Raw genomic sequence first — 26577 nt, 5'->3', positions numbered from 1 at the left:
ACAGGTTAAGCCAAAACTACATAAAATTATAGTTTTTTATCTAGTAAAAACGATAATAAATCTGCATAAATTGTATTTTTGAAAAAATATAGGTTTATAGAAATATGTTGATAAATTTATTACGAACAGTAGCAATCATAATTTTAGTCATGTATGCACTCCGCATATTGGGAAGATTATTTGCGCCTTATATGGTTCGCTATGTTGCCAAGAAAGCGGAAAAGCGTTTTTCAGAACAATACAAACAACAAGCTAGAAATCAACAACAGCAACGCACCAAAGAAGGAGAAACTACTATTGATAAAATGCCGAATAGAAAGCCATCAAAAGACGTCGGAGAATATATAGATTTTGAAGAAGTAGATTAATTAATTTACGAATTACACCTTAAAAAAATCGTTCCCAAAAGGTTTTAGTATATTGCTTTCCATCTGTACACGCTTAAAAATTACACCAAGTGAATTTAGATATCAAAAAATTTATCCCACATGTCATAGCAATACTGCTATTCATAGGAATGTCATTAGCCTATTTTTATCCTGTAGTTCAAGGAAAAAAAATGCAACAACAGGATATCATTCAGTATGCTGGCATGGCAAAAAAACAGAATGATTACCGCGAAAAAACAGGCGAAGAATTGTATTGGACAGACAATGCATATGGCGGAATGCCAACCTATTTGTTAGGAGCGCGCTATCCACATTCATACATAAAAACATTGGATAGAACCATCCGATTTTTACCGCGTCCAGCAGATTATTTATTTCTATATTTCTTTAGTATTTATATACTGTTACTCATCATGAAAGTTGATTGGCGATTGTCTATTTTGGGCGCCATTGCTTTCGGTTTTTCCACGTATTTTATCATTATTCTCGGCGTTGGTCACAACGCCAAAGCACACGCCATTGCCTATTTTCCATTAGTACTTTCTGGAATTTTACTCGCTTTTCAGCGGAAATATATTTGGGGATTTTTACTGACGGCGGTCGCCATGTCCTTAGAAATCATGACGGCGCATCCACAGATGACGTACTATTTAATGCTGTTGGTAGCTGTTTTAGGAATTGTATACTGTATAGATTTCTACAAAAAGAAAGAATTACCACACTTTTTTAAAGCTGTTGGATTGCTAATCGTTGCTGTATTGTTAAGTATTGGTGTCAATAGTACAAATTTGCTAACTACCAAAGAATATGCAGATTGGAGTATTCGTGGCGAAAGTGAATTGACGATTAAACCTGACGGAACTAAAAAAGAACGCAAAGGACTTTCCAAAGAATATATTACCGAATATAGTTACGGGAAAATGGAAACCTTCAACCTGTTGATGCCGCGCTTTATGGGTGGTGGAAATACGGAAGATTTTGGAACAGACTCCAAAGCATATACATACGCACTTCAGAAAGGCATACCTCCTGGACAGGCGCGAGAATTTGTAAGGTATCTTCCAGGATATTGGGGCGACCAGCCTATTATTGCTGCGCCAGCCTACGTAGGAGCTGTAATTTTTTTCTTGGCATTTTTAGGATTATTTTTAGTCAAAAGAAAAGCAAAATGGTGGCTTGTAGGCGGAATTTTACTGTCTTTATTGTTGTCTTGGGGTAAAAATCTCAGTTTCCTTACGGACTTCATGATTGATTATTTTCCGTTGTACAGTAAGTTTAGAGCAGTTTCATCCATGCAAGTTATTTTGGAGTTGTGTATTCCTATTTTGGGAATTTTAACTTTAGCCTATTTATTCAGAAAGGAAACACTGGAGAACGAGCAAAAACCAACCGAAAAGCTTATTTATTATTGTACCGCAGGTTTTGTGGTTGTAGTATTAAGTTTGATTGCTTTTAAATCCTCTTTATTTGAATTTAATAGTGTTAATGATGACTATTACAGATATCAATATTCTCAAACAATTTTAGGAGCTGAGTTTTTGGATATTATCAAAGAAGACAGAGCCGCAATGTTAGCTAAAGATGGGTATCGTGCTATTATTTTAATTGTATTAACTGCGGGTGTTTTAATTGCATTTTTGAAAAGAAAATTCAAAGAAAATATCGTTATTCTAATTATTGCGGGATTACTGTTATTTGATTTGATTTCTGTTGCTAGAAGATATGTTAATACAGAAGAGTTTGTAAGCAAAGCACAGTTTGAATATCCATATAAAACGCTTGAAGTTGACAAGCAAATTTTGCAAGATAAAGGGCATTACCGTGTTTTTGAGCCTAGATTGCGACTAGCAAATGGACGTACAGCATTCTTTCACAATACACTTGGCGGATATCATGCAGCAAAGCCAAGACAATTTCAAGAGTTATATGATTTTTACTTAGATTACGAACGAAAATTTGAAGTCAACGAGCGAAACATCAACATTATCAATATGTTGAATGTAAAGTATATCATCAAAGATTTGGAAGGTGAACAAGATCAGGCTGGCGCAGGAGCCATAGCGCTTCGAAATCCATATCCAAACGGAAATGCATGGTTTATTAACAAAGTGAATTTTGTAGAAACTGCTGACGACGAAATGTTGTCATTGTACGGACTGGATACTAGAAGTGAAGTTGTTTTCCGTAAGGAACAAGAAATAGAAGGAAAAATTAGCGACACGTATGGAAAAGATTCTTTAGCCAATATCGAATTGGTAAATTACAAACCAGACAATTTAAAATATGTTTCCGAAAATTCAGAAAACGGATTTGCCGTATTTTCAGAAATTCATTATCCGTATGGCTGGAATGCTTACATTGACGGCGAATTAGTGCCACATTATCGTGTAAATTACGTGTTGCGCGGTTTGGAAGTTCCCGCTGGGAAACATACCGTCGAATTTAAGTTTGAACCTACAATCGTAGAGAAAGGAATCACAGTTTCGCTAACAAGTAGCATCTTACTATTTTTATTAATCCTGGGCGGAATCTATTATGAGTTCGTGTATAAGAAGAAAGTAGCAAAAGCATAACTCTCATAATTCCCCTGAAATTATGGCAAAAAAAGTTCTTATTGTTACCTATTACTGGCCACCAGCAGGTGGACCAGGCGTGCAGCGCTGGTTGAAATTTGTAAAGTATTTGCGTGATTTTGATATAGAACCTGTTGTTTTTATCCCGAAAAATCCTAGCTATCCTATGATTGATGAAACTTTTTCTGAGGATATTCCAAAGGATATTACGATTATAAAACAACCTATTTTTGAACCGTACGAGTTTGCGCAATTGTTCTCAAAAAAGAAAACAAAAAAGATCAGTAAAGGAATCATTGCCAAAGAAAAACAATCGTTTGTAGAAAAGGTATTGCTCTACATTCGCGGAAACTTTTTTATTCCAGATGCACGAAAATTTTGGGTGAAACCTTCGGTAAAGTTTTTGAAAACCTATTTGAAAGAACACAACATCGAAACACTGATTACCACAGGACCGCCACATAGTTTGCATTTGATTGGACTTCGCCTGAGAAAACAATTGAACATTAAATGGTTGGCAGATTTCCGCGATCCTTGGACACGTATTGGCTATCATGAAAAGTTACGGTTGACGAAGAAATCGCAGCAAAAACATTTGGCGCTAGAATCGGAAGTGTTGCAAACTGCCGATCAAGTCGTAACGACAAGTTTTACTACGAAAGAAGAATTTTCAAAACTTACACAACAACCCATTGAAGTCATTACCAACGGTTATGATGTAGAAAAATATTCGCCAACTCCGATGGATGAAAAGTTTACCTTATCGCACATTGGATCTTTACTTTCAGAGCGAAATCCTGTAGTTTTATGGGAAGTGTTATCAGAATTGATACAATTGCGAGAAGATTTTGCCAACGATTTTCAATTGCAGTTTGCAGGTGTGATTAGTGAGCGTATTCAACGTGCCATTCGCGACGTTGGTTTGGATGTATATACAACGTATTTTGGCTACGTTTCGCATCAAAGAGCCTTGCAATTACAACGTGCTTCACAACTTTTATTAGTCATTGAAATTGATTCCGAAAAAACCAAAGGAATTATTGCTGGAAAATTATTTGAATATATGGCAGCGGAGCGACCGATTATCGGTATTGGTCCTAAAGATGCAGATATCGCTAAGATCATTCAAGAGACCAATACAGGAACGTATTTTTTATATACTGATAAAGCGAAACTCAAAACACAAATCCTAGCGTATTATGAAGCATTTCAGCAACAAAAATTGCACACTTCACCGATTGGATTACAGCAATATTCGCGCAAAGCGTTAACAAAGAAATTAGCGGAAGTTTTGTACAGTTTGTAAACAAGTTTAAAAGAAAAAACCTCACTTAATTTTTACATCAAGTAAGGTTTTGGAATCGTTGCGAAACGCTGTCTTAGTTTCTTTTTCGTGAACTTCTTTGTCTACTGTTCGTTGTTTTCTTTTGTGAACGACTAGAACGTTGTGACGCTGAATTGCGGTTTGAAGAACGACTGTTTGATCTTGTAGCTCTGGAAGAATTGCTTCGCTGTGGCTTTGTCATCGTTCTTTTGTTAGAACTTCTATTGTTTCGTACCGAATTGTTGTTTCGCGTACTTCGCGTGCTTCTTACTTCTCGCGTGGAGCGTGTATTACCGCGTGTAGCTCTCGTATTATTTCTCGTTGAACTGGAACGAACACTATTGTTTCGGGTGTTTCTAGTGTTTCCACGATCAATTCGTGTATTGTTGTTATTATTTGCACGAACGCCACCTAACTGCAAATTATCACGCGTATTTCTGGTGTTGCTTCTTACATTGTTACGTGTGTTGGCACGTGTATTTCCGTTTCTTGTTGTGGAACGCGTGTTTCCGTTTCTAGTCGTAGCACGTGTATTTCCGTTTCTTGTTGTGGAACGTGTATTTCCGTTTCTTGTGGTTGCACGTGTGTTTCCATTTCTCGTCGTGGTACGTGTATTTCTTGTGGTACGTGTTACCGTTCTTCGTGTATTGTATACGGCTGCATCATTTCTACGTGCAACTCTTCGGTCATTTCTATAAATGCCTCTTCGATTCGTATTGATTCTAGCTGCACTGTGGTAAATATGTCCAAATCGAGCTCTTGCATATCTAAATCTGAAATTATTTCTATATGGACTACAGAAAGTATACCGAATTGGTGTGTAGAATCTTCTATATGGATTTACGCTCACCAGGCAGAAATTAATTCCTGGACGAAAGAAAAGATCATTATAGAATACTGGATATCTGAAGCCTTGGTTGAAAGGATTTATAAAACCTCTCGTGTGTGAAAAGCGATCAAAGGAATCGTAATATAAAAACAATCCGCCAACTTGTACTAAGTTTCCAAAATTGTCATAGTTTAAATTGATGTTTCCAATTCTAAACACTCTTCCGTAATAATCGTAAAAGATGGGTGTATTTTCTACTTGAATAATGGCACCATAATCATCATACTGAACAAAAGGATTGTAGTTGAATCCTGAGTTGAACGTAATTTGCAATCCTGCAACATTTACATTCGCGTTGATGTTTGGGTGTATACGATTGATGAAAAAATCGAACTCTCCATCATTGTACACTGAAAACGTAATTCCATTTTCAACAAAGGTAACTGTGTTGTTTATATATAAAGAATTGGTTGCGGTAGTCTCCATCCGTTTTGCTTCGACAGTTTGAGCTGTCAAGAAAAACAATCCGATAAGTGTGATGAGTATTTTTTTCATAACGTGCGATTTTAGTATTCATATAAGTATAACCAAACAGCGTGCCAAAAACTGGAAATTAACATATTGGAGTTACAAACGAGTTTATTAACGCAAGTAAAGTATGGTTTTGCCATACTTAGAAGTGATGGCAAATACCTAATTTTAGCATCGTTATAGTAGCGCTATGATCGTAAAAAAAATTGCATGAAGAATTTAGTTATAATCGTTTGATATTATAAATTTTGTAGTTTAGTTGGCTCTTTATGTTTTAAAAGATATGAGCATAGCAAAGAAATAATTGGAGCGTTTTCTTTATACTATACAAAATAACCTCGTGAACTGTGTTAAGTTCACGAGGTTTTATTTTTTTAAATGATACAGAGTGTTTTCTAAGCTTGATATAATTTCAAAAAAGCGTAAAAACAACAAATCCCGCGTAAAGCGGGATTTGTATATAGATATATTAACTTCCTTTCTTAATTTTAGTTTGCTTTCCTTTATTATTTCTGTAATAATATAAATCTTCATCATCTGCTGGAAAATCATGTCCATTTTGGAAATCGTCATCTATAGGAGCATTTCCATGTCCATGTCCTTGTCCTTGTCCATTTCCATAGCCTACGATTGGGGTTACCGTTCCAAACTGTCTGATCAATCTTCCTCTACGGTTGTACTTTAATCGTAAACCACCAATTTGTCTCAGTTTTCCATGTCTATTATGGTAACGCATGTAAATAGAACCAATTCTTTTTACTCTCCCAAAACGGTCATAATTGATGAATAAGTTTCCAATTCTTCGAACTCTTCCGTTGAAATCATGTTCAACTCTAACACCAATGTTTCTAGTGTTAAAATGGTTTCCACGTGTTCGTACTCTTGGTGCGCCATGAGTAGCGTTGATTCCACTTCTTCTGCCTCTTCTGTAGTTGACAGGATGTGTATTAAAATCGAATTCTCCATTTAGGAAAACAAAAAATTCAACACCTCGCGCTACAAACTGAATTGGTTGTGCATAACGATAGCGATTGGTTAACCCGTTTTCGCTTCCGTGTGTTTGGTCGCTCATAACATTTGCTTGTGTAGTTGTTACACTTAGTAACAATCCTACGAATAAAAGATAAAAGTTTTTCATATTGTGTACTTTTAGGGTTATGCCTACTCTTTAGCTTTTCGGCGTGCGCTATTTGACTTTAGTAAAACCAATTTCGTGCCAAAAATGTAATAAATTAACAGTCAGTTGTTTATGTGTGTTTTGAAGTTGCTTTTTTTTGAGTAAATTCACAAAGAGAAAAAAAGTATAACAGTTTTTTGACCGATGCGTATGTTTGTTGTAAGAGTTTTTATGTAATGAAAAGAAGCAATCAATACATCACATCAACTTAGCGAGAAGCATTTTGCAAAACCTATTTTACACATTCAAAAAAACTACAAAATACTTTAGGAACGATTAGAGAATATTATTGTTGAAACAAAAGCTTTTGCTAGATTATTATGAATCTATAGATGCCATTTTAGAGAATTGTAAATAGATTTTAGCATATTTGTAACACCGAATATAGTCAACCAATATATGTCAACCGAAAAGAAACAGTGTTCAAATTGTGGATATCAACTCACACAATATCATAACTATTGTCCAAATTGTGGTCAAAAAGTGGATGATAAACTTAGTATGCGTGTGTTGTTTCACAATACGGTGATGAATTATTTTTCGGTGGACGCGCGTTTTTTTAAAAGTTTTATTCCATTACTATCGCGACCAGGGTATTTGGCAAAAAAGTTTGTATCAGGCAAGCGTTTAATGTATTTGCATCCAGCACAATTTTATTTATTTACTTCGATTGTGTTTTTCTTTATTTTTTCTATTTCTACGCGTGATGCGCAGCAAGCGATTGAAAAAAACATTCGTAATACCTTAAATAAAGAGGAAGAAATTATAAAAGAGGTCGTAAAATTTTCAGATTCTGTAAAAGATTTAGTGGAAGTAACTGATAAAGATTCCGTAGTAATCGACAAAATGAAGAAGATGCTACAAGCAGAAACCCAGTCTGAAACAGATTCTACAACTACAGATTCTAGCTCACAAAAAAAGAAAGTATCCAAAAAGAAAAAAAGTGATGGAATTCAAGGTAGTTTTTTTGGTTTTAATTTTGATACGTCAAAACTTGACTCGCTCTACAAAGTGGGAGCACCGATGAGTGAAAAATTAAAAGCTGTAGGTTATGATAAGGATACACATGGTTGGTTTTCAAAATTCATGGCGAGACAAATTATTAGATTTAAAGAAAAAAGAGGTGATGGGATTGTCAAAGCGTTTATGGATACGATTCCGATTTCTATGTTTTTCTTGATTCCAATTTTTGCTTTATTATTGAAACTATTCTACCGAAAACGAGGACGTTTTGCGCATCACATGGTGTTTAGTTTTTACTATTTTGCCTTTATCTTTTTGGCGTCAAGTATTATCATATTATCAAATTATATTGTAGATATTCCCGATTGGATTGATGTGACTTTAATTCTTTCCATGTTAATTTACTTGATGCTCAGTTTGAAACATTTTTACGAACAAGGATATATAAAAACATTTTTCAAAACGGTTTTTTTATCGCTTATCTATTTAATTTTTATTGTGCCGTTTACCTTTGTGCTGTTGTGGGTTGTGTCGTTTTTCTTGTATTGAGTTGATCAAAAAACTAAATTCAGTCAAACAGCACTTGATTCAATTTGATTTAAAAATTTATTTATAAACATTACAATTTCTCCTTCAAATACTTGCCTGTAAACGATTTTTTGTTCTGCGCGATTTCTTCTGGAGTTCCCGAAGCAACAAGCGTTCCACCATTTTTTCCGCCTTCCGGTCCTAAATCAATGATATAATCTGCACATTTGATCAATTCAATATTATGTTCCACCACAATGATGGAATGTCCTTTTTCAATCAACGCATCAAAGGAAGCAAGTAATTTTTTAATATCGTGAAAATGCAGTCCAGTTGTAGGTTCATCAAAAATAAACAAGGCTTTTTCTTTCGTATTTCCTTTTACCAAGAAAGACGCTAACTTAATTCGCTGTGCTTCACCACCAGAAAGGGTAGAAGAGCTTTGTCCAAGTGTGACATACCCTAAACCAACATCTTGCAAGGGTTTCAATTTACGGTAAATTTTTGTTTGCTCATGTTTCGTGAAGAATTCCATCGCGTCGTCAATGGTCATGGTTAAAATATCGTCGATATTCTTACCTTCATACGCAACTTCTAACACTTCTTTCTTAAAACGTTTTCCGCCACAAGTTTCGCATTCCAAATGCACATCTGCCATAAATTGCATTTCAATCGTTACTTGTCCTTCGCCTTTACAGGTTTCGCAACGTCCACCATCTACATTAAAGGAAAAATGCTTGGTTTTGTAGTTTCTAATTTTAGATAATTTCTGACTTGCATACAAGGCTCTGATGTCGTCATACGCTTTGATATACGTCACAGGATTCGATCGCGAAGAACGTCCAATCGGATTCTGATCTACAAATTCAATATGTTTAACGTTGCTATATTTTCCCTCTAATTTGGTAAATTGACCAGGTTTTTCACCATATCCGCCAGTTTCTTTTAACATGGAAGGATAGACAATCTTTTTTACCAACGAACTTTTTCCACTTCCAGAAACACCTGTGACTACGGTGAGCATATTGAGCGGAAACGTAACGTCGATATTTTTGAGATTGTTCTCGCGGGCACCTATTATTTTTATAAATTGATTGGAAGTTCTACGTTGTTGAGGAACTTCAATTTCCATAGATTTGTTGAGGTATTTTGCCGTCAATGAATCTGCTTTCAAAATGGTTTTGTAATCGCCAAAAGCAACGACATGTCCACCATGTGTTCCCGCTTCAGGACCAATATCAATGATTTCGTCGGCTGCATGCATAATGTCTTCGTCATGTTCTACGACAATGACCGTATTTCCTAAATCACGTAAGGACAACAATACTTGAATCAAGCGTTCGCTGTCTTTTGGATGCAGTCCAATACTCGGTTCATCTAAAATGTACATAGAACCGACCAAACTACTTCCTAACGAGGTTGCCAAGTTGATGCGTTGCGATTCGCCACCTGAAAGTGAATTCGACTTCCGATTCAAGGTCAAATAATCCAACCCGACATTCGTTAAAAACTGTAGCCGATTTTTGATTTCTTTTAATAAACGTTTGGCAATTTGCAGATCGTGCTCGTTGAGTTGTAATTCGTCAAAAAATAACGCCAATTCCTTTAATGGTAATACGACTAAATCGGTGACTGTTTTTCCACCAATCTTTACATAATTCGCTTCTTTTCGCAAACGTTTCCCTTCACATACGGAACATTTGGTTTTTCCGCGATAGCGAGAAAGCATCACACGATTTTGAATTTTATAACTTTTTTCTTCTAAAAAGGTGAAAAACTGATGTAATCCTTCAAAATATTCATTTCCATCCCAAACGAGTTTTTTCTGTGCTTGTGTCAACTCAAACCAAGGTTTGTGAATTGGAAAATCGAATTTATAGGCGTTATTTACCAGTTCATTTCTGTAGTAACTCATGCTTTCGCCACGCCATGGGAAAATAGCATTTTCATAGACAGAAAGTCCTGTATTTGGTACGACTAAATCCTGGTCAATTCCGATAACATCGCCATAGCCTTCACATTTTGGACACGCGCCATATGGATTGTTAAAGCTGAACAAATGTACGTTTGGTTCGAGGAATTTCATCCCGTCCATTTCAAACTTATTGCTAAAGTGAACGGCTTTTTTATCGCTAACTGTTTCAATATAACATTCGCCTTTTCCTTCAAAAAAAGCTGTTTGTACAGCGTCTGCTAAACGATTGTAGAAATCTTCATCATGAGCAACCACAATACGATCAATCACTAATGAGAAATCTTCTGTAAAGTCTTCATGAATCTCATCAATACGAAAAATTTCATTATTCTTCTTGATTCTTGCATAACCTTGTTGCGCTAATACTTTTATGGTATGAAACGCACTGCGCTCTTCTGGAACCGTTACAGGCGCTAACAACAATAATTTGCTGCGTTCTTCAAAAGTTTTCACATAATTGATGACATCTGTAACTGTATGTTTTTTGACTTCTTTCCCCGAAATAGGCGAGTAGGTCACACCAATACGAGCATACAACAACTTTAAATAGTCATAAATCTCGGTCGTTGTTCCCACAGAAGAACGCGGATTGGTAGAATTTACTTTTTGTTCAATGGCAATCGCAGGCGCAATTCCTTTAATATAATCTACTTTTGGTTTGTGCAAACGTCCCAAAAACTGTCGCGCATACGAAGACAAACTTTCTACATAACGTCGTTGTCCTTCTGCATACAAAGTATCAAAAGCCAAACTTGATTTTCCGGAACCTGAAAGTCCAGTAATTACAACCAATTTATTGCGCGGAATGACCACATCAATATTTTTTAGGTTGTGCAGTTTAGCACCTTTAATGATGATATTTTCTTTTGGATTTACAGTAGCGAGATCTTGTGTCATTGGGAAAAAATAATTGCAAAGATACTGCTTTTAAAGGTTGAAATAAAATCATTTTCAATGAATGATTATTTTAGAATTGTTTGTTTTTATTATAAATAGTGACTTTGAAATGACCACTTTAGCGTAGTAAATTCATAGAAAATGTTAAAATATTGGATTTTATTTGCATTTTTTTAACGAATGTTGTTATATTTGAGGATCATTAATCAAATTACTACAAACAAATCTGCGTATAGCATAAAAATACTTTTTTAAAAACTCGGACAAATTATCAGCCTCGATAATTATAATGTAAAAAAGTAATGCTATGGAACAGATCCTGCAAGATTCAGTATTGGTATCTAATTACATCAATGGCGATGAGTGCGCTTTAGGCGTGTTGATTGAGCGTCACAAACAACGTATATATAGTTTTATATATTCGAAAGTGTTGGATAGAGATATTACGGAAGATGTTTTCCAAGATACCTTTATCAAAGTGATTAAAACATTGAAAAAAGGAAACTACAATGAAGAGGGAAAATTTTTGCCTTGGGTAATGCGTATTGCACACAATTTAGTGATTGATCATTTTAGAAAGAATAATAGAATGCCTAAGTATGATAACAAAGGCGATTTTAATATTTTTTCCGTGTTGAGCGATACCAACTTAAATGCAGAAAACAGAATTATTAAAACTCAGGTAGAAAATGATGTACGCCGCTTGGTAGATGAATTGCCAGCAGACCAAAAAGAAGTATTGTTGATGCGTATGTATCAAGATCTCAGTTTTAAAGAAATTTCAGAAAAAACAGGTGTAAGTATTAATACGGCGTTAGGAAGAATGCGCTACGCATTGATCAATCTGAGAAAAGTTATTGATAAACATAACATAGTTTTAACAAACTAGCACAATAAAATTAAAAATCATACGTTGTTGTCTTAAATATAACCCACATCGTATGGCAAAAAATTACACTACCAGTTCACCAGAAATGAAAAAAATGCTTCCAAAGAAGGAAACGATTAGCTTTTTGTTGAACTATTCGAAAGCTTTAAGTGTTATTAATTACAAAAGGATGAAGTTTGAAACGCTTCTCAACTAAACTTTGGAAAAAAGACTCGTTAGCTGCGAGTCTTTTTTGTTTTTAGCTTTATATATTCGTTAATAACAGATTTTCTACCAATCGTTTTGGTAATAATATCTTTGTCCAAATCCCAACCGCGCGCTGGCGAATATTCCCTTCCGTACCATATAATTTGTAAATGCAAATCGTTCCACTTTTCTCTTGGAAACAAACGTTTGGCATCTCTTTCTGTTTGAACCACATTTTTTCCATTGGTCAAATTCCAACGATACATGAGTCTGTGAATGTGTGTATCTACCGGAAATGCTGGAATACCAAAAGCTTGACTGATGACAACACTTGCCGTTTTATGTCCAACCGCAGGCAATTCTTCCAGTTCTTCCAATGTTTTAGGAACGTTTCCATCGTGTTTATCAATCAAAATATGTGACAAACCGTAAATTCCTTTTGCTTTCATAGGAGATAAGCCTACTGGTTTGATAATTTCTCGAATTTCGTCTACTGAAAGTTTGATCATATCATACGGATTGTCAGCGCGCTCAAACAATAATGGCGTAATTTGATTCACGCGAACATCGGTACTTTGTGCAGACATCAACACGGCAATCAATAAAGTATACGGATCTGTGTGATCGAGTGGCACAGGAATTTCTGGATAATATGCTTCTAAAGTATCAATTACAAACTGAACCTTTTCTTGTTTAGTCATTTTTCAGTATTTTTGAACAAAAATAAAACAATATTAAAAGATACGCTATGAATACATTAAAAAGTGGAGACAAAGTACCTAATTTTACCGTAAACGATCAAGATGGAAATGCTGTTTCCTTGACCGATTATGCAGGAAAAAAATTAGTAGTTTTCTTTTATCCAAAAGCAAGCACGCCAGGTTGTACGGCAGAAGCGTGTAATTTAAGAGATAATTATGCCGAATTGCAAAGCAAAGGTTTTGAATTGTTAGGCGTAAGTGCCGATTCTGAGAAAAGACAAACCAATTTTAAGAATAAATACGAATTTCCATTTCCGCTATTAGCCGACGAAAACAAAGAAGTCATTGAAGCGTTTGGTGTTTGGGGCGAAAAGAAATTCATGGGAAAAATCTATGACGGAATTCACCGTAAAACATTCTTAGTCAATGAAGAAGGTGTCGTGGATCATGTGATTGATAAAGTGAAAACGAAAGATCATGCTGCGCAGATATTGGATCTTGTGAGTTAATTTGAAGATTTGAAAATGTGTTGATTTGATAATTTTTTTCAAACCACATTCTTAATATATAACAGACTTTACAATTTTGTGGAGTCTGTTTTTATTTGATACGTCTTTGCGAACGCAGTGAAGCAATCTGTTTTCTAAGTACTTCTCGATACAATTTTCTTTATTTCATTCTGAGAAACTACTCGAAGCGACGTCTTATATAATTTGAAGATTTGAAAATGTGTTGATTTGATGATTTAAAAATATATTTGTCTGATCGAGCGCAGTCGAGATCACTTTGAAATACCAATCGTCTGTTCGAGTGGCGAATCTGTGATTCGTTGTATCGAGAACTGCTTTGAAGCAATCTGTTTTCGAAGTACTTCTCGATACAATTTTCTTTATTTCGACAAGCTCAATGACAGAAAATCACTCGAAGTGACGTCTTATATAATTTGAAGATTTGAAAATGTGTTGATTTGATAATTTTTTTCAAACCGCATTCTTAACATATAACAGACTTTACAATTTCTTTGTGGAGTCTGTTTTTTATTTCAACGCAATAGTTTCCAACTCCAAATGAAAACTTTCTTCCTTTTTATTTCCAATCAAAAAACCAAGTTCTTCTAGTTGATTGGCAGAGAAGTTACCGATGTCTAGCTTACGACCGCGGAAGCTTGGATATAAGCTATTTAAGGGAATTTCAATCGTTTCCCATTCACCAGAAGTTTTAAATTCTGCAATATATGAATGCCGATCGTTGCGATTTTCTTTAAGGCGAAATTGATACGTTTTCCCATCACCTTTCAAGTGAATGACAACGGTAGTTTTTCCGGTAATACCTGTTTTTTCCATTCCATAACGAACTGAACAGAAACCGCCGTTATTTTCAAGCGAAATTCTTCCTGTAAATTCACCGTTTCCAGCTTCATTCAACAAAAAAGTACTTTGAGACAATCCGCCCATAACGCCATCATTGACAACATACCAATTGGAAAGATCGCTTTTTGTAGAAAATTTAAAGAGTATCATCATTTGGGAAGTAATAAGTAGTGTTAGTAGTACTAAAAATTGGTTCATTCTTTCATATTTCACATAAAAAAAGCTCCCAAAAAAGGAGCTTTTCTTGTATTACTTATTTCCGATCAATTCGTTTTCACTTTCTAGTAAATAGCCGAATAAGTTTTTTTCTTTAATGATTTCGGCAACACCATCGGGTAGCATTTCTTCCCAACCATCTTCATTGTCAGCAATCATTTTTAATACTTTTCGAGAGAAAATATCTAGAATGTTATTGTCGAAGTCAAAAATATCCACCACTTTTCCGTTGTATTTAAAGAATTTGTACAATTCTTTCATACGTGGATGTACTTTTAAGTTGTTGCTGTTTACCAATTCGCCCGTTTCCTTGCGTTTCATTGGATACAAGTACACTTTTAAGTCTCTATAGAATAATTTTCCAAACGCTTCTAAAATTCCACCGCTGACATGGCGATAGTATTTCTCATCAAAAATATCCACCAAGTTGTTAACGCCCATAGTCAACGCCATACGTTCTTTGGTATAGTTAGAGAAGTATTCTACCAAACGATAGTATTCTTTAAAGTTAGAAATCATCACCGTTTGTCCAAGCGAACCGAGTAATTGCGCTCTGTCCATAAAATCTTGTTCGTCAATTTCACCTTCGGCACGTAAATTAGAAAGCGTAATTTCGAACAATACCACTGTTTTTTCTACTTCTACTTTATTTTCACGAATAAAAATATCATACGATTTTTGAAACATGTCCATATTCACCTTTGTTACAGGTCTAAAACTTCCGCGAAGTGCCAAAATGTTCTTTTTGTACAACAAACGTGCAGGCAAAATATTATTTCCGTCAGGGCCAAAAATTACGGCTTCTGTCATGCCATTTTTGAGCAGTTGTAAACTCATCAATCGGTTGTCTACTTCGTCAAACTGTGGTCCTGAAAAGTTAATGGTATCAATTTCAATTTTGTCTTTATCAATATGATCGTATAAACTCTTTAATAATTGCTTAGGTTTGTCATGCATGTAAAAAGCACCGTGAATCAAATTAACGCCCATGGTACCAAGTGTTTCCTGTTGCAACTTGGCATCATTTTCTTGAAAGCGAACATGCAAAACTATTTCATTATAGTCTTGCGATGGATCAATTTGATATTTAATTCCAACCCAACCGTGGCCTTTATATTTTTTAGCAAAATCAATCGTAGCTACCGTATTTGCAAAGCTAAAGTACATTTTGTCAGGATGTTTTTCACGCGTAATACGTGCTTCTATCAACGACATTTCGTGCGATAACATCTTCTTTAACCGGGCTTCTGTTACATAACGACGATCGTTTTCAACACCATAAATTGCATCACTAAAATCCTTATCGTACGCACTCATGGCTTTTGCAATTGTCCCTGAAGCTCCACCAGATCGAAAGAAATGGCGCACCGTTTCTTGTCCGGCACCAATTTCTGCGAATGTTCCGTAAATTTGACTGTTTAAGTTAATTCGTAATGCTTTCGCTTTGATAGAAGGTACATTTTCCATTACCTTATCTCCTTTGTAGACAATAGCCATGTGAGAATAAAATTTGTTTCACACAAAAATAAACATTCATTATTTTTTTTGAACCATATATTTGAGGTTTTTTGTTAAATAATCAGTTAAATTTGAAGAATTATCGTTTAAACACACTGATATAGATGTTAAACAGTCTAATTCTTAACAATTTATCATCATAACTATGCATGTAACTTTTTTAGGTACAGGAACTTCACTAGGGATTCCAATTATAGGAAGTACACATCCTGTATGTTTGAGTGATGATCCGCGTGATAAACGTTTGCGGGTTTCTATTTTGATTTCTTGGGAAAATGCCACGTATGTCATTGATTGTGGTCCCGATTTCCGCCAGCAAATGTTGCGTGCCAAATGTACTCAAATTGACGGAATTTTATTTACACATGAACATGCCGATCATACCGCAGGATTAGATGATATTAGACCGTTTTATTTCCGCCAAGGCGATGTGCATACCTACGCCCACAAACGTGTTTATGGCGAACTTGAACGTCGTTTTGATTATATTTTTGCCACTGAAAATAGATATCCTGGTGCGCCAGTCGTTATTCAAAATGAAGTAAAAAACAATCATTCGTTTCAATTGGAAGGTGTAACCGTAACTCCAATTGATGTACTACATCATAAAGTTCAAGTATTTGGGTATCGTTTTAATAATTTTGCGTATTTGACCGACGTTAAAACCATTGAACAAGCAGAAAAAGAAAAACTAAAAGGGTTAAAAGTGCTGGTTGTCAATGCGTTGCGAATTCAGGAACATATTTCACATTTTTCATTGGAAGAAGCGTTGGCGTTTATTGCAGAAATTCAGCCAGAACGTGCCTATTTAACACACATTAGTCATTTGTTAGGTTTTCATGCAGAAGTTTCCAAAGAATTGCCAGAAAACGTATTTTTGGCGTATGATACCCTAACGATTACTATTTAAAAAATTAGCATTGCAATGAAAAAGAGAATCTTATTATATACCATCATTTTTTTAGTCTTATTAGTCATGTATTTGTATGTGAGTTCTAACAAACAATACGAATTGCAAACGACTAAAATTGAAGATTTGCGTGGAAAAATTGAAACTTTAAAGAAAGAAGTAACGGCGTATAAAGATTCAGCAGATGTACTATTTAATGAAAATTCAGATTTGCGCTACTTTTCACTCGAAAGTAATGGTGAAGCCTTGGAATATTTTGAAGGAACAGCTATTGATACAGAAAATCTTTCTCAAATTATTACGGATGCGATTTACGATCAAAATTCAGCTTCAGCAAACAATCCTTTAGTTCCGTTTGATGGTACAGGCGGAAAATTCATGTCTGTAGACAAAGTAAAAGTCATCAATCACAAATGGGTAATTTGCAGTTTTACCGATGGCGATTTTTGGGGCGAAATGATTTTACGTTACGAAGTCAATGGAAAAACCAAAGAACTCACGTTTGAGTTGGTGACGGAGGTTTTGTACCCGAAATACAAAGGGTGATTGTTTGATGCAACAATTTCTTTAATGTAATAATGTATCAATTTTATATTTTAAAATGTAGCAATAGATATGTCATTACGAGGAGTCTACGACGTGGTAATCTGTTTCTAATGAAATGCATTATTTTCTTTGAAGCAAATTGCTTCACTTTGTTCGCAATGAAGCGTTGAAGTTTTTTAATCTTTAATCTTTCAATCAAATAAAAAAAAACGCTCCTCACAAAAGTAAAAAGCGTTCCTATGGTATATAAATTTACGTACACTGGGCGAAGTCGAAGTGTAAATACTATCGTAATTCCGCACCCAATTGTTTCTCAAAACTTTGCTGCAATTTATTCATGATTTTATCAATCTGCTTGTCTGTCAAGGTTTTATGTTCGTCTTGCAGTGTAAAACTTACCGCATAACTTTTCTTTCCTTCTGGAAGATTCTTTCCTTCGTATACATCAAACAAATTCACTTCTTTCAACAAGTTGCGTTCGCTTTGTTTGGCAATCGTATGAATTTCTGCAAAGGTAGTTTTCTCATCAATCAACAATGCAAAATCTCTTCGAACTTTCGGGAATTTTGGAATGTCTTTAAACTTGATTTTTCTATTTTTCACGACTTGAATCACGTTCTCCCAGTTGAAATCCGCAAAAATTACTTGTTGTTTAATGTCGAAAGACTTCACAACTTTTCGTTTCACAATTCCAAATTCAACCAACTTAATTTTTCCCAAACTCAATACAATTCCTTCAGAAAATAAATCGTTTTTAATTGGCGAAACTTTCAACGAATTGATTCCCAAACGAGATAAAATTGCCATTACAACTCCTTTCGCATAGAAAAATTCGGTTGCAACAGGTTTGCTTTGCGTCCAAGTTTCCGTTGTAGCGTTTCCAGTAATGAATACTGATAAATGCTTGTGTTCTTCACGATTTTCTTCGCTGTAAGCGTGATAGGTTTTTCCGAATTCGAATAACTTTAAGTCACTATTTTTTCGGTTGATGTTGTGTGAAATCGCTTCCAATCCAGAAAACAATAACGATTGGCGCATCACAGACAAATCGCCACTCAAAGGATTTAACATCGTAATATTATGCTCCGTTTTTAACTGCTCCGAAAGTTCAATGTATGAAGTATTGGTCAAGGAATTTGACATAATTTCATAGAAACCTTGCGACACCAATTGCGTTGCGATTATATTTTGCAATTTGTAATCTTCAAATCGTGATGTATTGGAAATGGACGTATGCCATTTTTCATCAAACTTGATATTATTATAACCGTAAACACGTAAAATTTCTTCAATGACATCTGCTTCACGTTGCACATCTACTCTAAAAGCAGGAATGGTCAAGCCTAAACCGCCATCAGTCACCGAATTGATTTTAATCTCTAAAGAGGATAAAATATTTTTGATCGTTTCACGCGGTAATTCTTCTCCGATTAACTTCGTAATATTATCGAAAGACACACGCACTTGAAAGTCTTCAATTTTTGTTGGATAACTGTCGGAAACATCACTGGTAATTTCACCGCCAGCCAATTCTTGAATTAACAAAGCAGCACGTTTCAGTGCATATTCCGTAATATTTGGATCAATTCCGCGTTCAAAACGGAACGATGCATCGGTATTCAATCCGTGACGTTTTGCTGTTTTACGCACAGAAACTGGGCTAAAATAAGCACTTTCTAAGAAAATATTGGTCGTATTTTCGGTCACGCCAGATTTTAATCCGCCAAAAACACCTGCAATACACAATGGTTTTTCTGCATCACAAATCATTAAATCATCTTCATGCAATTCACGCTCAACTTCATCTAACGTGACAAATTTAGTGCCTGTTTCCAACGTTTTTACAATGATTTTATTGCCCGAAATATAATTCGCGTCAAACGCGTGTAATGGTTGCCCTAGCTCGTGCAACACATAATTCGTTACATCTACAATATTATTTTTTGGTGTTAAACCAATGGCTTTCAAACGATGTTGCAACCATTCTGGCGACGGTTTTACCTGCACTCCAGAAATCGTAACCCCACAATACCGCGGTGCTAAAGATTTATCTATCACATCAACATCTACTTTTAACGTTCTGTTATCCACGCGAAAACTACTGGTAGAAGGTGTAATGAGTTCTAATTTGATATCTTTTTGAAGCAATCCAGCTTTTAAATCTCTTGCCACTCCGTGATGACTCATTGCATCGGCTCTGTTTGGTGTTAATCCAATTTCAAAAACCGCATCATTTTCAATATCAAACACTTCGTTTGCTGGTGTTCCAGGCGTTAATTCTTCATCCAACACCATAATTCCGTCGTGACTTTCACCCAAACCGAGTTCATCTTCAGCGCAAATCATTCCGTTAGAAACTTCGCCACGAATTTTTCCCTTTTTGATTTTAAATCCTTTGCCTTCAGCATCATATAAAGTCGTACCAACTGTTGCTACAGGCACTTTTTGTCCAACTGCTACATTAGGCGCTCCACAGACAATTTGTACAGCTTCGCCGTCGCCCAAATCAACTGTAGTAACTTTCAAGCGATCTGCATTTGGATGTTGTACGCAGGTCAAAACATGACCAATTACGATGCCTTCCAATCCACCTGGTACAGATTCATATTTTTCGATGCCTTCCACCTCTAAACCTAAGTCGGTCAAGAGTTCCCCTGTTTTATCAGCATCCCAATCAAGTTGAATAAATTGCTTTACCCAATTGTAAGATATTTTCATTAGTTCTAGTATTGAATAGTCCGCAAAGATAAGATAATGCTTAGAGTTGGCAAATAATGTTGGATGAGTTTTTAGACCGCTGACGCTGTTAGAATCTAGATCGCTCTTTGCTACTAGATTTTAGACTTGCTTCGCTTTTGAGTTTGCTTTGCTTTTAGATTTTTAGAATGAATAATCTTTTTAACCATAAAAACTAAATAACAAAAGCAGAATGACTTAAAAAACTCTGAAAGTGTTGATTTTTATCCTGTAGAATAGAATCGGATTTACAACCTAAAAGGTAAAATTTCTAAAATCAAACTTTTCAATTACAGACAGAACAGTAATTATTAAGTTTAAAAAGTGATACTTTTCTTAATAAATAACATCTTAAATAGAGAATAATTTTAAGTAAATTATTGTAGTTTTGATTTTATATCCGTAGAACTTTATTAAAATTTATTATGAAAAAACCTTTGTTCATATTGTTTAGTTTTATTTTACTAACATCATTTCAAAAAAAACAGAAAAATGATGAGTTACTTATCAATAATATCCTACTGGAAGTAGTTTCAGGTGACAATTCAATACTAGACAAAAAATTAAAATTAGTTAACGGATTCAACTCTGCTTTACAGATACCAGCAAAGTTTTATTTTAATGATGAAAATTTCGAGCCACTAGCTCCATATTTTAAAAAAGAAGATATAGATTACTATAAAGACCAAATAAAAAGAAATGCTAAGATTAAACTTTTAAAAAAGGGAATTTTCAAGGAATTTAAATTTATAAAACGTAAAAAAATAGTTAATTTCATAGCAAAAATTGAAAGTGATTTCATCAAAGAAAAAGAATTTGATTACGATAAATTATACAATAAAAAGATTGGTGGAATACAAGAATTTGGGCTTCCGCTACTATCTAAAAATGGAAAATTTTTAATGATCAGATTTTTTTCAATGCCTACGTCGAAAAAGAATAAAGGATTTGTAAGGGTATATGAAAATATTAATGATAATTGGGTTCTCAAAAAAACAATTAGAGAATGGGAAAATAACTAAATAATGAAGCTTATATCTTTTTTTAAGACTAATTGATATTTTACAACAATTTATAAAAACATAAAATTTGTCTACAAAATAAGCTCCTTAATCTTATTGGCATAACTACGACTTACTTTTAGTTTTTCGTTGTTTTTGAGAATTAAAATATAGCTTTTTCCGTATTTAGACACTTCTTTTATCGCCGTTAAACTCACAATAATACTGCGGTGAATGCGCATAAATTGTTTGGGATTGAGCTTTTCTTCCAATTGTGAAATCCCGCGATTGCTGAGATAACCTGCATCCGAATCAAAGATTTTAGAATAACTGCCATACGCTTCAATGTACATAATGTCTTCGGTAGCAAGCGTTACGTATTTTGTACCTTTTTCTACAATAATCCGATCGGGAAAGTTGGGTTTGGATAAAATATGTTCGTTTGCCAAAGGCGCAATCTGACTTGGAGAATTGTCTTTGAGTTTGCTCACAGCTTTGTCAAAACGTTCTTTGGTGTACGGTTTTAACAAATAGTCGACCGCGTGTACTTCAAAGGCTTTTAGTGCATATTTATCATACGCAGTACTAAAAATAATGGTTGGCAATTCATGTAAATGCTCCAACACATCAAAACCAGTCAAACCTGGCATTTGAATGTCCATAAACACCAAATCGGGTTGAAATTTATTGATGATTTTAATCGCATCGACACCATTATTGGCTTCACCGACCAAAATCAATTCTTTATGATGCTCCAAATACTCTTTGATGAGCGTTCTTCCAGATTTCTCATCATCCACAATGATTACCTTTTTCATGTAATTTTATTATAGTTCAAAATACACTTTTAATCCAGATGGCAGATTATCAGAGAATTGCAAGGTAGAATTGTACATTTTTTGCAAACGTTTTTGTGTGTTGCTGATTCCGACACCTATATCAAAAATACGCTCTTTATCTTTTACACCAACGCCAGTATCGTTGATTTCAAAAATCAATTTATTACCTTGTTCTTTAATGGCAATGGTAACTTCTCCACCTTGTACCAACGGTGAAATTCCGTGCTTTACCGAGTTTTCTACCAACGGTTGTAGTAACATCGGCGGAATTTTTCGCGAAAGCAACGTATTAGGAACATTGATATTAATTTCAAGTCGATCTTCAAAACGTCGCTGTTCTAGTTTTAGGTATTTTTTTACAAAATCAAGTTCTTCTTCGAGTGTTACCAAATCTTCACGACTCGCTTTGAGTTGATAGCGAAACAAATCAGACAATTCGGCAATCATTTCGCGTGTATCTTCCATTTCTTTGGGAACACTGGCGTTGATAGTATTGAAAACATTGTATAAAAAATGCGGATTCAATTGTGCTTTTATCGCGCTCAATTCACTTTTTAATGCGGTATTTTTCAATTCTACTTGATAGCGCATCTTTTGTTGATTCTTTATATAATATTCATACGCGTGCATTATGGAAAATTGAATCAAATAAATGAGTAATGGAATGTAAATATCCCAAACCTGTCCAGTGCCACCCATGTGCCAATATCCATAAGTTTCACAAATGAAATAGAACACTTTCCACGAACAGAAGAGAAAAAAAGGAATTCCAAGGATGTGCAATAACAAACGCTGCCATAATTTCCAATGTCCGAAAAGTTTAAAGATAAAAAACCACACAATACACGTAGCTACAAACATAACGGTGTAATGCAAGCCTTCATTATCAAACCAACTATTCAATCCAAACAAATCAGCCCAATCTCTATTTTTAGGAAGTCTGTTAAACCAGAGTGTTACATGATATATGATGGAAAGCGTTAAATACAAGCCTAGTAGCGCAAGTATGTCGAAAACTTTAATACCAAAAATACGTTTATTCATCTTATTTATCTTTATCAAAAACCCACCAAACCTTTTTCGTTTTTGGGTTGTAGCTAATTTTTAACGTTCCTTGTTCGGTTTTTACCAAATATTTATTTTCAATAACGAGTTCTTCCCCATATTGCCAAGCGTTTACAAAGCCGTTTTTATAGGTAAAAACCACATCATTAGAAAACTCTAAACTTACATCATAACCGTTTTTTGCATCATAATCATAAAAGCGTTTTCCCACCAAATACACGCCATTACTCGTCATACGTTTGGAAGCTTTTTGTTGCTCAGAACCATCTGTCGGGCGACTAAAATGATCATTAGAAGGCGAATGTTTTTGCTTTTTAGCAACTTTTGTATAATCGCGATCCGTCTTTTTCATGTACAAGGTACCACTTTTCAAAGTATACACATCAGGTTCATCTCTCCAAGAAGGAAACACATATAACGTAATTGGTTTTTCTATGGCATACACTTTCAATTTCTCTAAAGTACTAGGGTTCAGGATGACTTTTCCGTCTACATCTTTTGCTAAAAAGTCAGTTTTTGGCGGATAACTAATGTATTCTTGTTCGTTCAATTCAATTTTAAGATACGATCTATTATCGAGTTCCGAAGCTTGCATTCCCAACGTACATACAGCTAGCATAAAAGTAATAAGTATTTTTTTCATAATGTATATTTTTTTAATTTGCATCAAAACTACATGCATTGTCATACATACAAAAGAAACATTCCACGAGTCGCCTTATAGATTCACGAACTGCCCTTGGGCAACTCATACACCATTTGGGGCCACTCGTAACTTTTGCATTGTGTCGCGCTAACGATCGCTGCATATTTGTTGAAAATTAAATAATTATGTACGCTAAAACTACTTTTTATACACTACTCACTTTATTGTTTTTCTCTTTAAGGATGAACAGTCAAACGCAAGAAACAACGCTTGTTACGGGAAAAATTGTATCTGAAACCAATGAAATTTTACCTTTTGTAAATGTCCTTGTCAATACGCTTGATGGTGCATTGGTAAAAGCAACCATTTCCAATGAAAACGGACTATTTACACTAAAAGACATTGCACCGAAAACTTACATGTTAAAAATTTCTTTTGTCGGATATACTACGCTTTCGCGAGAAATTACACTTGGTACGAAAAAAAATGATTTGGGAACAATCATCATGAGTGTTTCTGCTGAATCTTTGGAAGCCGTGACAGTTGTGGCTGAAAAACCAATCATTCAAGTTGAGCCTGATAAAACCGTATTCAACGTAGCAAGTATGGTGGGAAGTGCAGGAAACAACGGATTGGAAATTCTGCGAAAAGCGCCTGGCGTACGTTTAGACAATGACAACAATATTGTAGTAGAAGGAAAAGCAGGTGTACTAATCTACATTGACGATCGTCAAAGTTTCTTGGCAGGCGATGATTTAACAGCATTTTTACAATCATTACAGGCAGATACCATTGAAAGTATAGAAATCATTACACAACCATCCTCTAAATATGATGCGGCTGGAAATGCAGGAATCATCAATATCAAACTCAAAAGAGAAAAAGGGTTGGGAACGCGCGGAAGTGTGTCAAGCACAGTTACAGTGGGAGATTATGCGCGAACCAACAATTCGGTTTCCATCAACAGTCGTTTTAAAAAATGGACGTTTTTTGGAAGTTATTCTAACTTTTTTGGGCGTTCCACAGGATTCATTAATTTATTTAGAACGCAAGGCGATAAAATTTTTGATGCACAAACCGATTCTGAAAACGATGCTTTTTCTAATAATTTCCGAACAGGAGCCGATTATTATCTTTCCAAAGAAAGCGTCATCGGAACTGTAGTTAGCGTAAATCTTCGTGATGCAGCATCAACTTCCAACAGTGTTACACCAATTATTGACCGAAATACGCGCGTTACGGATAGCATTTTGCGCGCGCCAAACAGTTCGGAAAATAACAGTTTCAATCTAAATGCCAATGTGAATTATCGCTACAAAGATACATTAGGAACCAGTTTTAGTGTCGATTTAGATTACGGACGTTACACGCGGGAACGTTTTAACAATCAACCCAACTTTTACACCACACCAACGGGCGAAATTTTAAATGCAAATATTACCTATCAAGAAACACCAATTGACATCAATATTTACGCCGCCAAAGTAGATTATGGACAAAAATTGGGAAAAGGATCGTTTGAAGCAGGCGCAAAGGTTTCCAAAGTGATTACAGACAATACGTTTAACTTTTTTGATGTCATCAATGGTGTGAACAATCTCAATATGAACCGAAGCAATGAATTTGAATATGATGAGAAAATTTACGCACTCTACGCCAAATATAACTTTGCGCTCGACAAATGGAAATTTCAAGCAGGTTTGCGTATGGAACGTACGGATTCACAAGGCGAATTGACGGCAGAAAATACCGATCAAAACCAAGTTGTTTCACGCCAATATACAGACTTTTTCCCATCGGCAGGAATTTCCTATCAAGCCAATGCTACCAACTCATTAGCGTTAAGTTACAGTCGTAGAATTCAACGTCCAAACTATCAAATCTTAAATCCGTTTGAGTTTCAGTTGGATGAATTGAGTTTTAGTCGTGGTAATCCATTCTTACAACCACAATACACGGACAATTTTAAAATATCACACACGTATAAATATACCTTAACGACAAGTTTCAGTTATTCGTACATTTCCGATTTCTTTGCGCAAGTTACGGAAGCTGAAGGTGAAAACAGAAACTTTTTAAATACTCGAAACGTAGCGGATCAGGAAGTGTATAATTTGAGTATTTCCTATCCGTTCAAAGTTAACAATTGGTGGCGCGCGTATGCCAATGTGTATGGTTTATATACCAAATTCACAGCAACAAATCCTGCGTTTATTACCATTGACCAAAATACTTTCGGATTTTATGCGCAAACGACGTTTTCATTGCCAAAAGAAATCAAACTTGAAGTCAGTGGTTGGTACAGCAGTCCATCCATTTGGGGCGGAACGTATGAAACGCAAAGTTTAGGTTCGCTAAATATTGCTGTACAAAAATCATGGGGAAACTGGACAGGGAAAATCACGATGAACGATGTTTTATACACCATTCCTTGGCAAGGAGTTACACAATTTGGCGATTTACGTATTGACGGTCGCGGCGGAAGTGACAGCCGAAATATCAACTTTTATGTTCGCTATTCATTTGGAAACAGCGATGTGAAAAATGCCAAAAAACGTGATGGAAGTTTGGAAGATGAAAAGGGGAGAATTGGTGGTTAGACTCGCTTTGCTTTTAGAAGTCAGACCGTGCTGACGCACTTTTAGATTGCAGATTGTTAGATACGTCTTTGCGAGAAGCATAGCGACATGGTAGTCTTATTCTAAGAAAATTCAGTTGACCGTTTGAAAAAGATTGGCACTAATTTTAATAAAATTCCCAAAAGACGT

At 35.2% G+C, this 26577-nt stretch carries 20 protein-coding genes; 10 read left to right on the top strand and 10 right to left on the bottom strand.

Going from position 1 to position 26577, the window contains the following annotated elements; translation table 11 throughout:
* The first annotated feature begins 104 nt into the window (after positions 1-104).
* From KORDIASMS9_RS19240 to KORDIASMS9_RS19230, 3 genes are all read left to right on the top strand, one after another.
* Positions 105-368, top strand: coding sequence for a DUF4834 family protein (locus KORDIASMS9_RS19240; protein WP_114904413.1), 264 nt, complete (start codon positions 105-107; stop codon positions 366-368).
* Between the two features lie 89 nt (positions 369-457).
* The gene (locus KORDIASMS9_RS19235) at positions 458-2962 is read left to right on the top strand and encodes a YfhO family protein (protein ID WP_114904412.1); all 2505 of its coding nucleotides are present in this window, start codon (positions 458-460) and stop codon (positions 2960-2962) included.
* 22 nt (positions 2963-2984) lie between these two features.
* Entirely contained in the window at positions 2985-4268 is a 1284-nt protein-coding gene (locus KORDIASMS9_RS19230) for a glycosyltransferase family 4 protein (RefSeq protein ID WP_114904411.1), read from the top strand.
* Positions 4269-4341: 73 nt separating this feature from the next.
* On the opposite strand, the gene KORDIASMS9_RS19225 is transcribed toward KORDIASMS9_RS19230, so the two are convergent.
* Together KORDIASMS9_RS19225 and KORDIASMS9_RS19220 are read right to left on the bottom strand one after the other, a co-directional pair.
* The gene (locus KORDIASMS9_RS19225; protein WP_114904410.1) at positions 4342-5670 is read right to left on the bottom strand and encodes a hypothetical protein; all 1329 of its coding nucleotides are present in this window, start codon (positions 5668-5670) and stop codon (positions 4342-4344) included.
* Between the two features lie 445 nt (positions 5671-6115).
* A complete protein-coding gene (locus KORDIASMS9_RS19220) occupies positions 6116-6784 on the bottom strand; it encodes a hypothetical protein (RefSeq protein ID WP_162820059.1) in 669 nt (222 codons plus the stop codon).
* A 438-nt stretch (positions 6785-7222) separates the two neighbouring features.
* Here KORDIASMS9_RS19220 and KORDIASMS9_RS19215 point away from each other — a divergent pair, with 438 nt between their 5' ends.
* On the top strand, positions 7223-8335 hold the full coding sequence (locus KORDIASMS9_RS19215) for a DUF3667 domain-containing protein (protein WP_114904408.1): 1113 nt from the start codon (positions 7223-7225) through the stop codon (positions 8333-8335).
* Between the two features lie 70 nt (positions 8336-8405).
* On the opposite strand, the gene uvrA is transcribed toward KORDIASMS9_RS19215, so the two are convergent.
* The gene (gene uvrA, locus KORDIASMS9_RS19210) at positions 8406-11186 is read right to left on the bottom strand and encodes an excinuclease ABC subunit UvrA (protein ID WP_114904407.1); all 2781 of its coding nucleotides are present in this window, start codon (positions 11184-11186) and stop codon (positions 8406-8408) included.
* Between the two features lie 307 nt (positions 11187-11493).
* Here uvrA and KORDIASMS9_RS19205 point away from each other — a divergent pair, with 307 nt between their 5' ends.
* Positions 11494-12075 (top strand): RNA polymerase sigma factor, encoded by a 582-nt coding sequence (locus KORDIASMS9_RS19205; RefSeq protein WP_114904406.1) that lies wholly within the window; start codon positions 11494-11496, stop codon positions 12073-12075.
* Positions 12076-12290: 215 nt separating this feature from the next.
* Here KORDIASMS9_RS19205 and nth read toward each other — a convergent pair whose 3' ends face one another.
* On the bottom strand, positions 12291-12962 hold the full coding sequence (nth, locus tag KORDIASMS9_RS19200) for an endonuclease III (protein ID WP_114904405.1): 672 nt from the start codon (positions 12960-12962) through the stop codon (positions 12291-12293).
* A gap of 47 nt (positions 12963-13009) precedes the next feature.
* On the opposite strand from nth, the gene bcp reads away from it, so the two are divergent.
* On the top strand, positions 13010-13471 hold the full coding sequence (gene bcp, locus KORDIASMS9_RS19195; protein ID WP_114904404.1) for a thioredoxin-dependent thiol peroxidase: 462 nt from the start codon (positions 13010-13012) through the stop codon (positions 13469-13471).
* A gap of 528 nt (positions 13472-13999) precedes the next feature.
* Here the strand turns inward: bcp and KORDIASMS9_RS19190 are convergent.
* Together KORDIASMS9_RS19190 and KORDIASMS9_RS19185 are read right to left on the bottom strand one after the other, a co-directional pair.
* Positions 14000-14530, bottom strand: a complete 531-nt coding sequence (locus KORDIASMS9_RS19190) for a CIA30 family protein (RefSeq protein WP_240321086.1) — start codon at positions 14528-14530, stop codon at positions 14000-14002.
* 51 nt (positions 14531-14581) lie between these two features.
* Positions 14582-16045, bottom strand: a complete 1464-nt coding sequence (locus KORDIASMS9_RS19185; RefSeq protein WP_114904402.1) for a TonB-dependent receptor — start codon at positions 16043-16045, stop codon at positions 14582-14584.
* A 166-nt stretch (positions 16046-16211) separates the two neighbouring features.
* Here KORDIASMS9_RS19185 and KORDIASMS9_RS19180 point away from each other — a divergent pair, with 166 nt between their 5' ends.
* A complete protein-coding gene (locus KORDIASMS9_RS19180) occupies positions 16212-16976 on the top strand; it encodes an MBL fold metallo-hydrolase (protein WP_114904401.1) in 765 nt (254 codons plus the stop codon).
* 15 nt (positions 16977-16991) lie between these two features.
* The gene (locus tag KORDIASMS9_RS19175; protein WP_114904400.1) at positions 16992-17522 is read left to right on the top strand and encodes a hypothetical protein; all 531 of its coding nucleotides are present in this window, start codon (positions 16992-16994) and stop codon (positions 17520-17522) included.
* A 285-nt stretch (positions 17523-17807) separates the two neighbouring features.
* On the opposite strand, the gene pheT is transcribed toward KORDIASMS9_RS19175, so the two are convergent.
* Positions 17808-20240, bottom strand: a complete 2433-nt coding sequence (gene pheT, locus KORDIASMS9_RS19170) for a phenylalanine--tRNA ligase subunit beta (RefSeq protein WP_114904399.1) — start codon at positions 20238-20240, stop codon at positions 17808-17810.
* 443 nt (positions 20241-20683) lie between these two features.
* On the opposite strand from pheT, the gene KORDIASMS9_RS19165 reads away from it, so the two are divergent.
* Positions 20684-21280 (top strand): hypothetical protein, encoded by a 597-nt coding sequence (locus tag KORDIASMS9_RS19165; protein WP_114904398.1) that lies wholly within the window; start codon positions 20684-20686, stop codon positions 21278-21280.
* 71 nt (positions 21281-21351) lie between these two features.
* Here KORDIASMS9_RS19165 and KORDIASMS9_RS19160 read toward each other — a convergent pair whose 3' ends face one another.
* The 3 genes from KORDIASMS9_RS19160 to KORDIASMS9_RS19150 are packed head-to-tail and all read right to left on the bottom strand — an operon-like array spanning position 21352 to position 23806.
* A complete protein-coding gene (locus KORDIASMS9_RS19160) occupies positions 21352-22077 on the bottom strand; it encodes a LytTR family DNA-binding domain-containing protein (protein WP_114904397.1) in 726 nt (241 codons plus the stop codon).
* A gap of 9 nt (positions 22078-22086) precedes the next feature.
* On the bottom strand, positions 22087-23142 hold the full coding sequence (locus KORDIASMS9_RS19155; RefSeq protein ID WP_114904396.1) for a sensor histidine kinase: 1056 nt from the start codon (positions 23140-23142) through the stop codon (positions 22087-22089).
* Position 23143: 1 nt separating this feature from the next.
* Positions 23144-23806 carry a hypothetical protein gene (locus KORDIASMS9_RS19150; RefSeq protein WP_162820058.1) on the bottom strand — a complete coding sequence of 221 codons (663 nt, stop codon included), beginning with the start codon at positions 23804-23806 and terminating at the stop codon, positions 23144-23146.
* Between the two features lie 188 nt (positions 23807-23994).
* Between KORDIASMS9_RS19150 and KORDIASMS9_RS19145 the strand changes: the two genes are divergently transcribed.
* Entirely contained in the window at positions 23995-26409 is a 2415-nt protein-coding gene (locus KORDIASMS9_RS19145; RefSeq protein ID WP_114904394.1) for an outer membrane beta-barrel family protein, read from the top strand.
* Positions 26410-26577 lie beyond the last annotated feature (168 nt).

The sequence above is a fragment of the Kordia sp. SMS9 genome (assembly GCF_003352465.1).
Taxonomy (GTDB): domain Bacteria; phylum Bacteroidota; class Bacteroidia; order Flavobacteriales; family Flavobacteriaceae; genus Kordia.
This window is presented reverse-complemented; position numbering and strand designations above follow the sequence as displayed.

Excerpts from the sequence above, each read along its gene's own strand:
- KORDIASMS9_RS19240 (WP_114904413.1), top strand. The coding sequence starts at position 105 with ATGTTGATAAATTTATTACGAACAGTAGCAATCATAATTTTAGTCATG.
- KORDIASMS9_RS19230 (WP_114904411.1), top strand. The coding sequence starts at position 2,985 with ATGGCAAAAAAAGTTCTTATTGTTACCTATTACTGGCCACCAGCAGGT.
- KORDIASMS9_RS19225 (WP_114904410.1), bottom strand. The coding sequence starts at position 5,670 with ATGAAAAAAATACTCATCACACTTATCGGATTGTTTTTCTTGACAGCT.
- KORDIASMS9_RS19220 (WP_162820059.1), bottom strand. The coding sequence starts at position 6,784 with ATGAAAAACTTTTATCTTTTATTCGTAGGATTGTTACTAAGTGTAACA.
- KORDIASMS9_RS19215 (WP_114904408.1), top strand. The coding sequence starts at position 7,223 with ATGTCAACCGAAAAGAAACAGTGTTCAAATTGTGGATATCAACTCACA.
- uvrA (WP_114904407.1), bottom strand. The coding sequence starts at position 11,186 with ATGACACAAGATCTCGCTACTGTAAATCCAAAAGAAAATATCATCATT.
- KORDIASMS9_RS19205 (WP_114904406.1), top strand. The coding sequence starts at position 11,494 with ATGGAACAGATCCTGCAAGATTCAGTATTGGTATCTAATTACATCAAT.
- nth (WP_114904405.1), bottom strand. The coding sequence starts at position 12,962 with ATGACTAAACAAGAAAAGGTTCAGTTTGTAATTGATACTTTAGAAGCA.
- bcp (WP_114904404.1), top strand. The coding sequence starts at position 13,010 with ATGAATACATTAAAAAGTGGAGACAAAGTACCTAATTTTACCGTAAAC.
- KORDIASMS9_RS19190 (WP_240321086.1), bottom strand. The coding sequence starts at position 14,530 with ATGAACCAATTTTTAGTACTACTAACACTACTTATTACTTCCCAAATG.
- KORDIASMS9_RS19185 (WP_114904402.1), bottom strand. The coding sequence starts at position 16,045 with ATGGCTATTGTCTACAAAGGAGATAAGGTAATGGAAAATGTACCTTCT.
- KORDIASMS9_RS19180 (WP_114904401.1), top strand. The coding sequence starts at position 16,212 with ATGCATGTAACTTTTTTAGGTACAGGAACTTCACTAGGGATTCCAATT.
- KORDIASMS9_RS19175 (WP_114904400.1), top strand. The coding sequence starts at position 16,992 with ATGAAAAAGAGAATCTTATTATATACCATCATTTTTTTAGTCTTATTA.
- pheT (WP_114904399.1), bottom strand. The coding sequence starts at position 20,240 with ATGAAAATATCTTACAATTGGGTAAAGCAATTTATTCAACTTGATTGG.
- KORDIASMS9_RS19165 (WP_114904398.1), top strand. The coding sequence starts at position 20,684 with ATGAAAAAACCTTTGTTCATATTGTTTAGTTTTATTTTACTAACATCA.
- KORDIASMS9_RS19160 (WP_114904397.1), bottom strand. The coding sequence starts at position 22,077 with ATGAAAAAGGTAATCATTGTGGATGATGAGAAATCTGGAAGAACGCTC.
- KORDIASMS9_RS19155 (WP_114904396.1), bottom strand. The coding sequence starts at position 23,142 with ATGAATAAACGTATTTTTGGTATTAAAGTTTTCGACATACTTGCGCTA.
- KORDIASMS9_RS19150 (WP_162820058.1), bottom strand. The coding sequence starts at position 23,806 with ATGAAAAAAATACTTATTACTTTTATGCTAGCTGTATGTACGTTGGGA.
- KORDIASMS9_RS19145 (WP_114904394.1), top strand. The coding sequence starts at position 23,995 with ATGTACGCTAAAACTACTTTTTATACACTACTCACTTTATTGTTTTTC.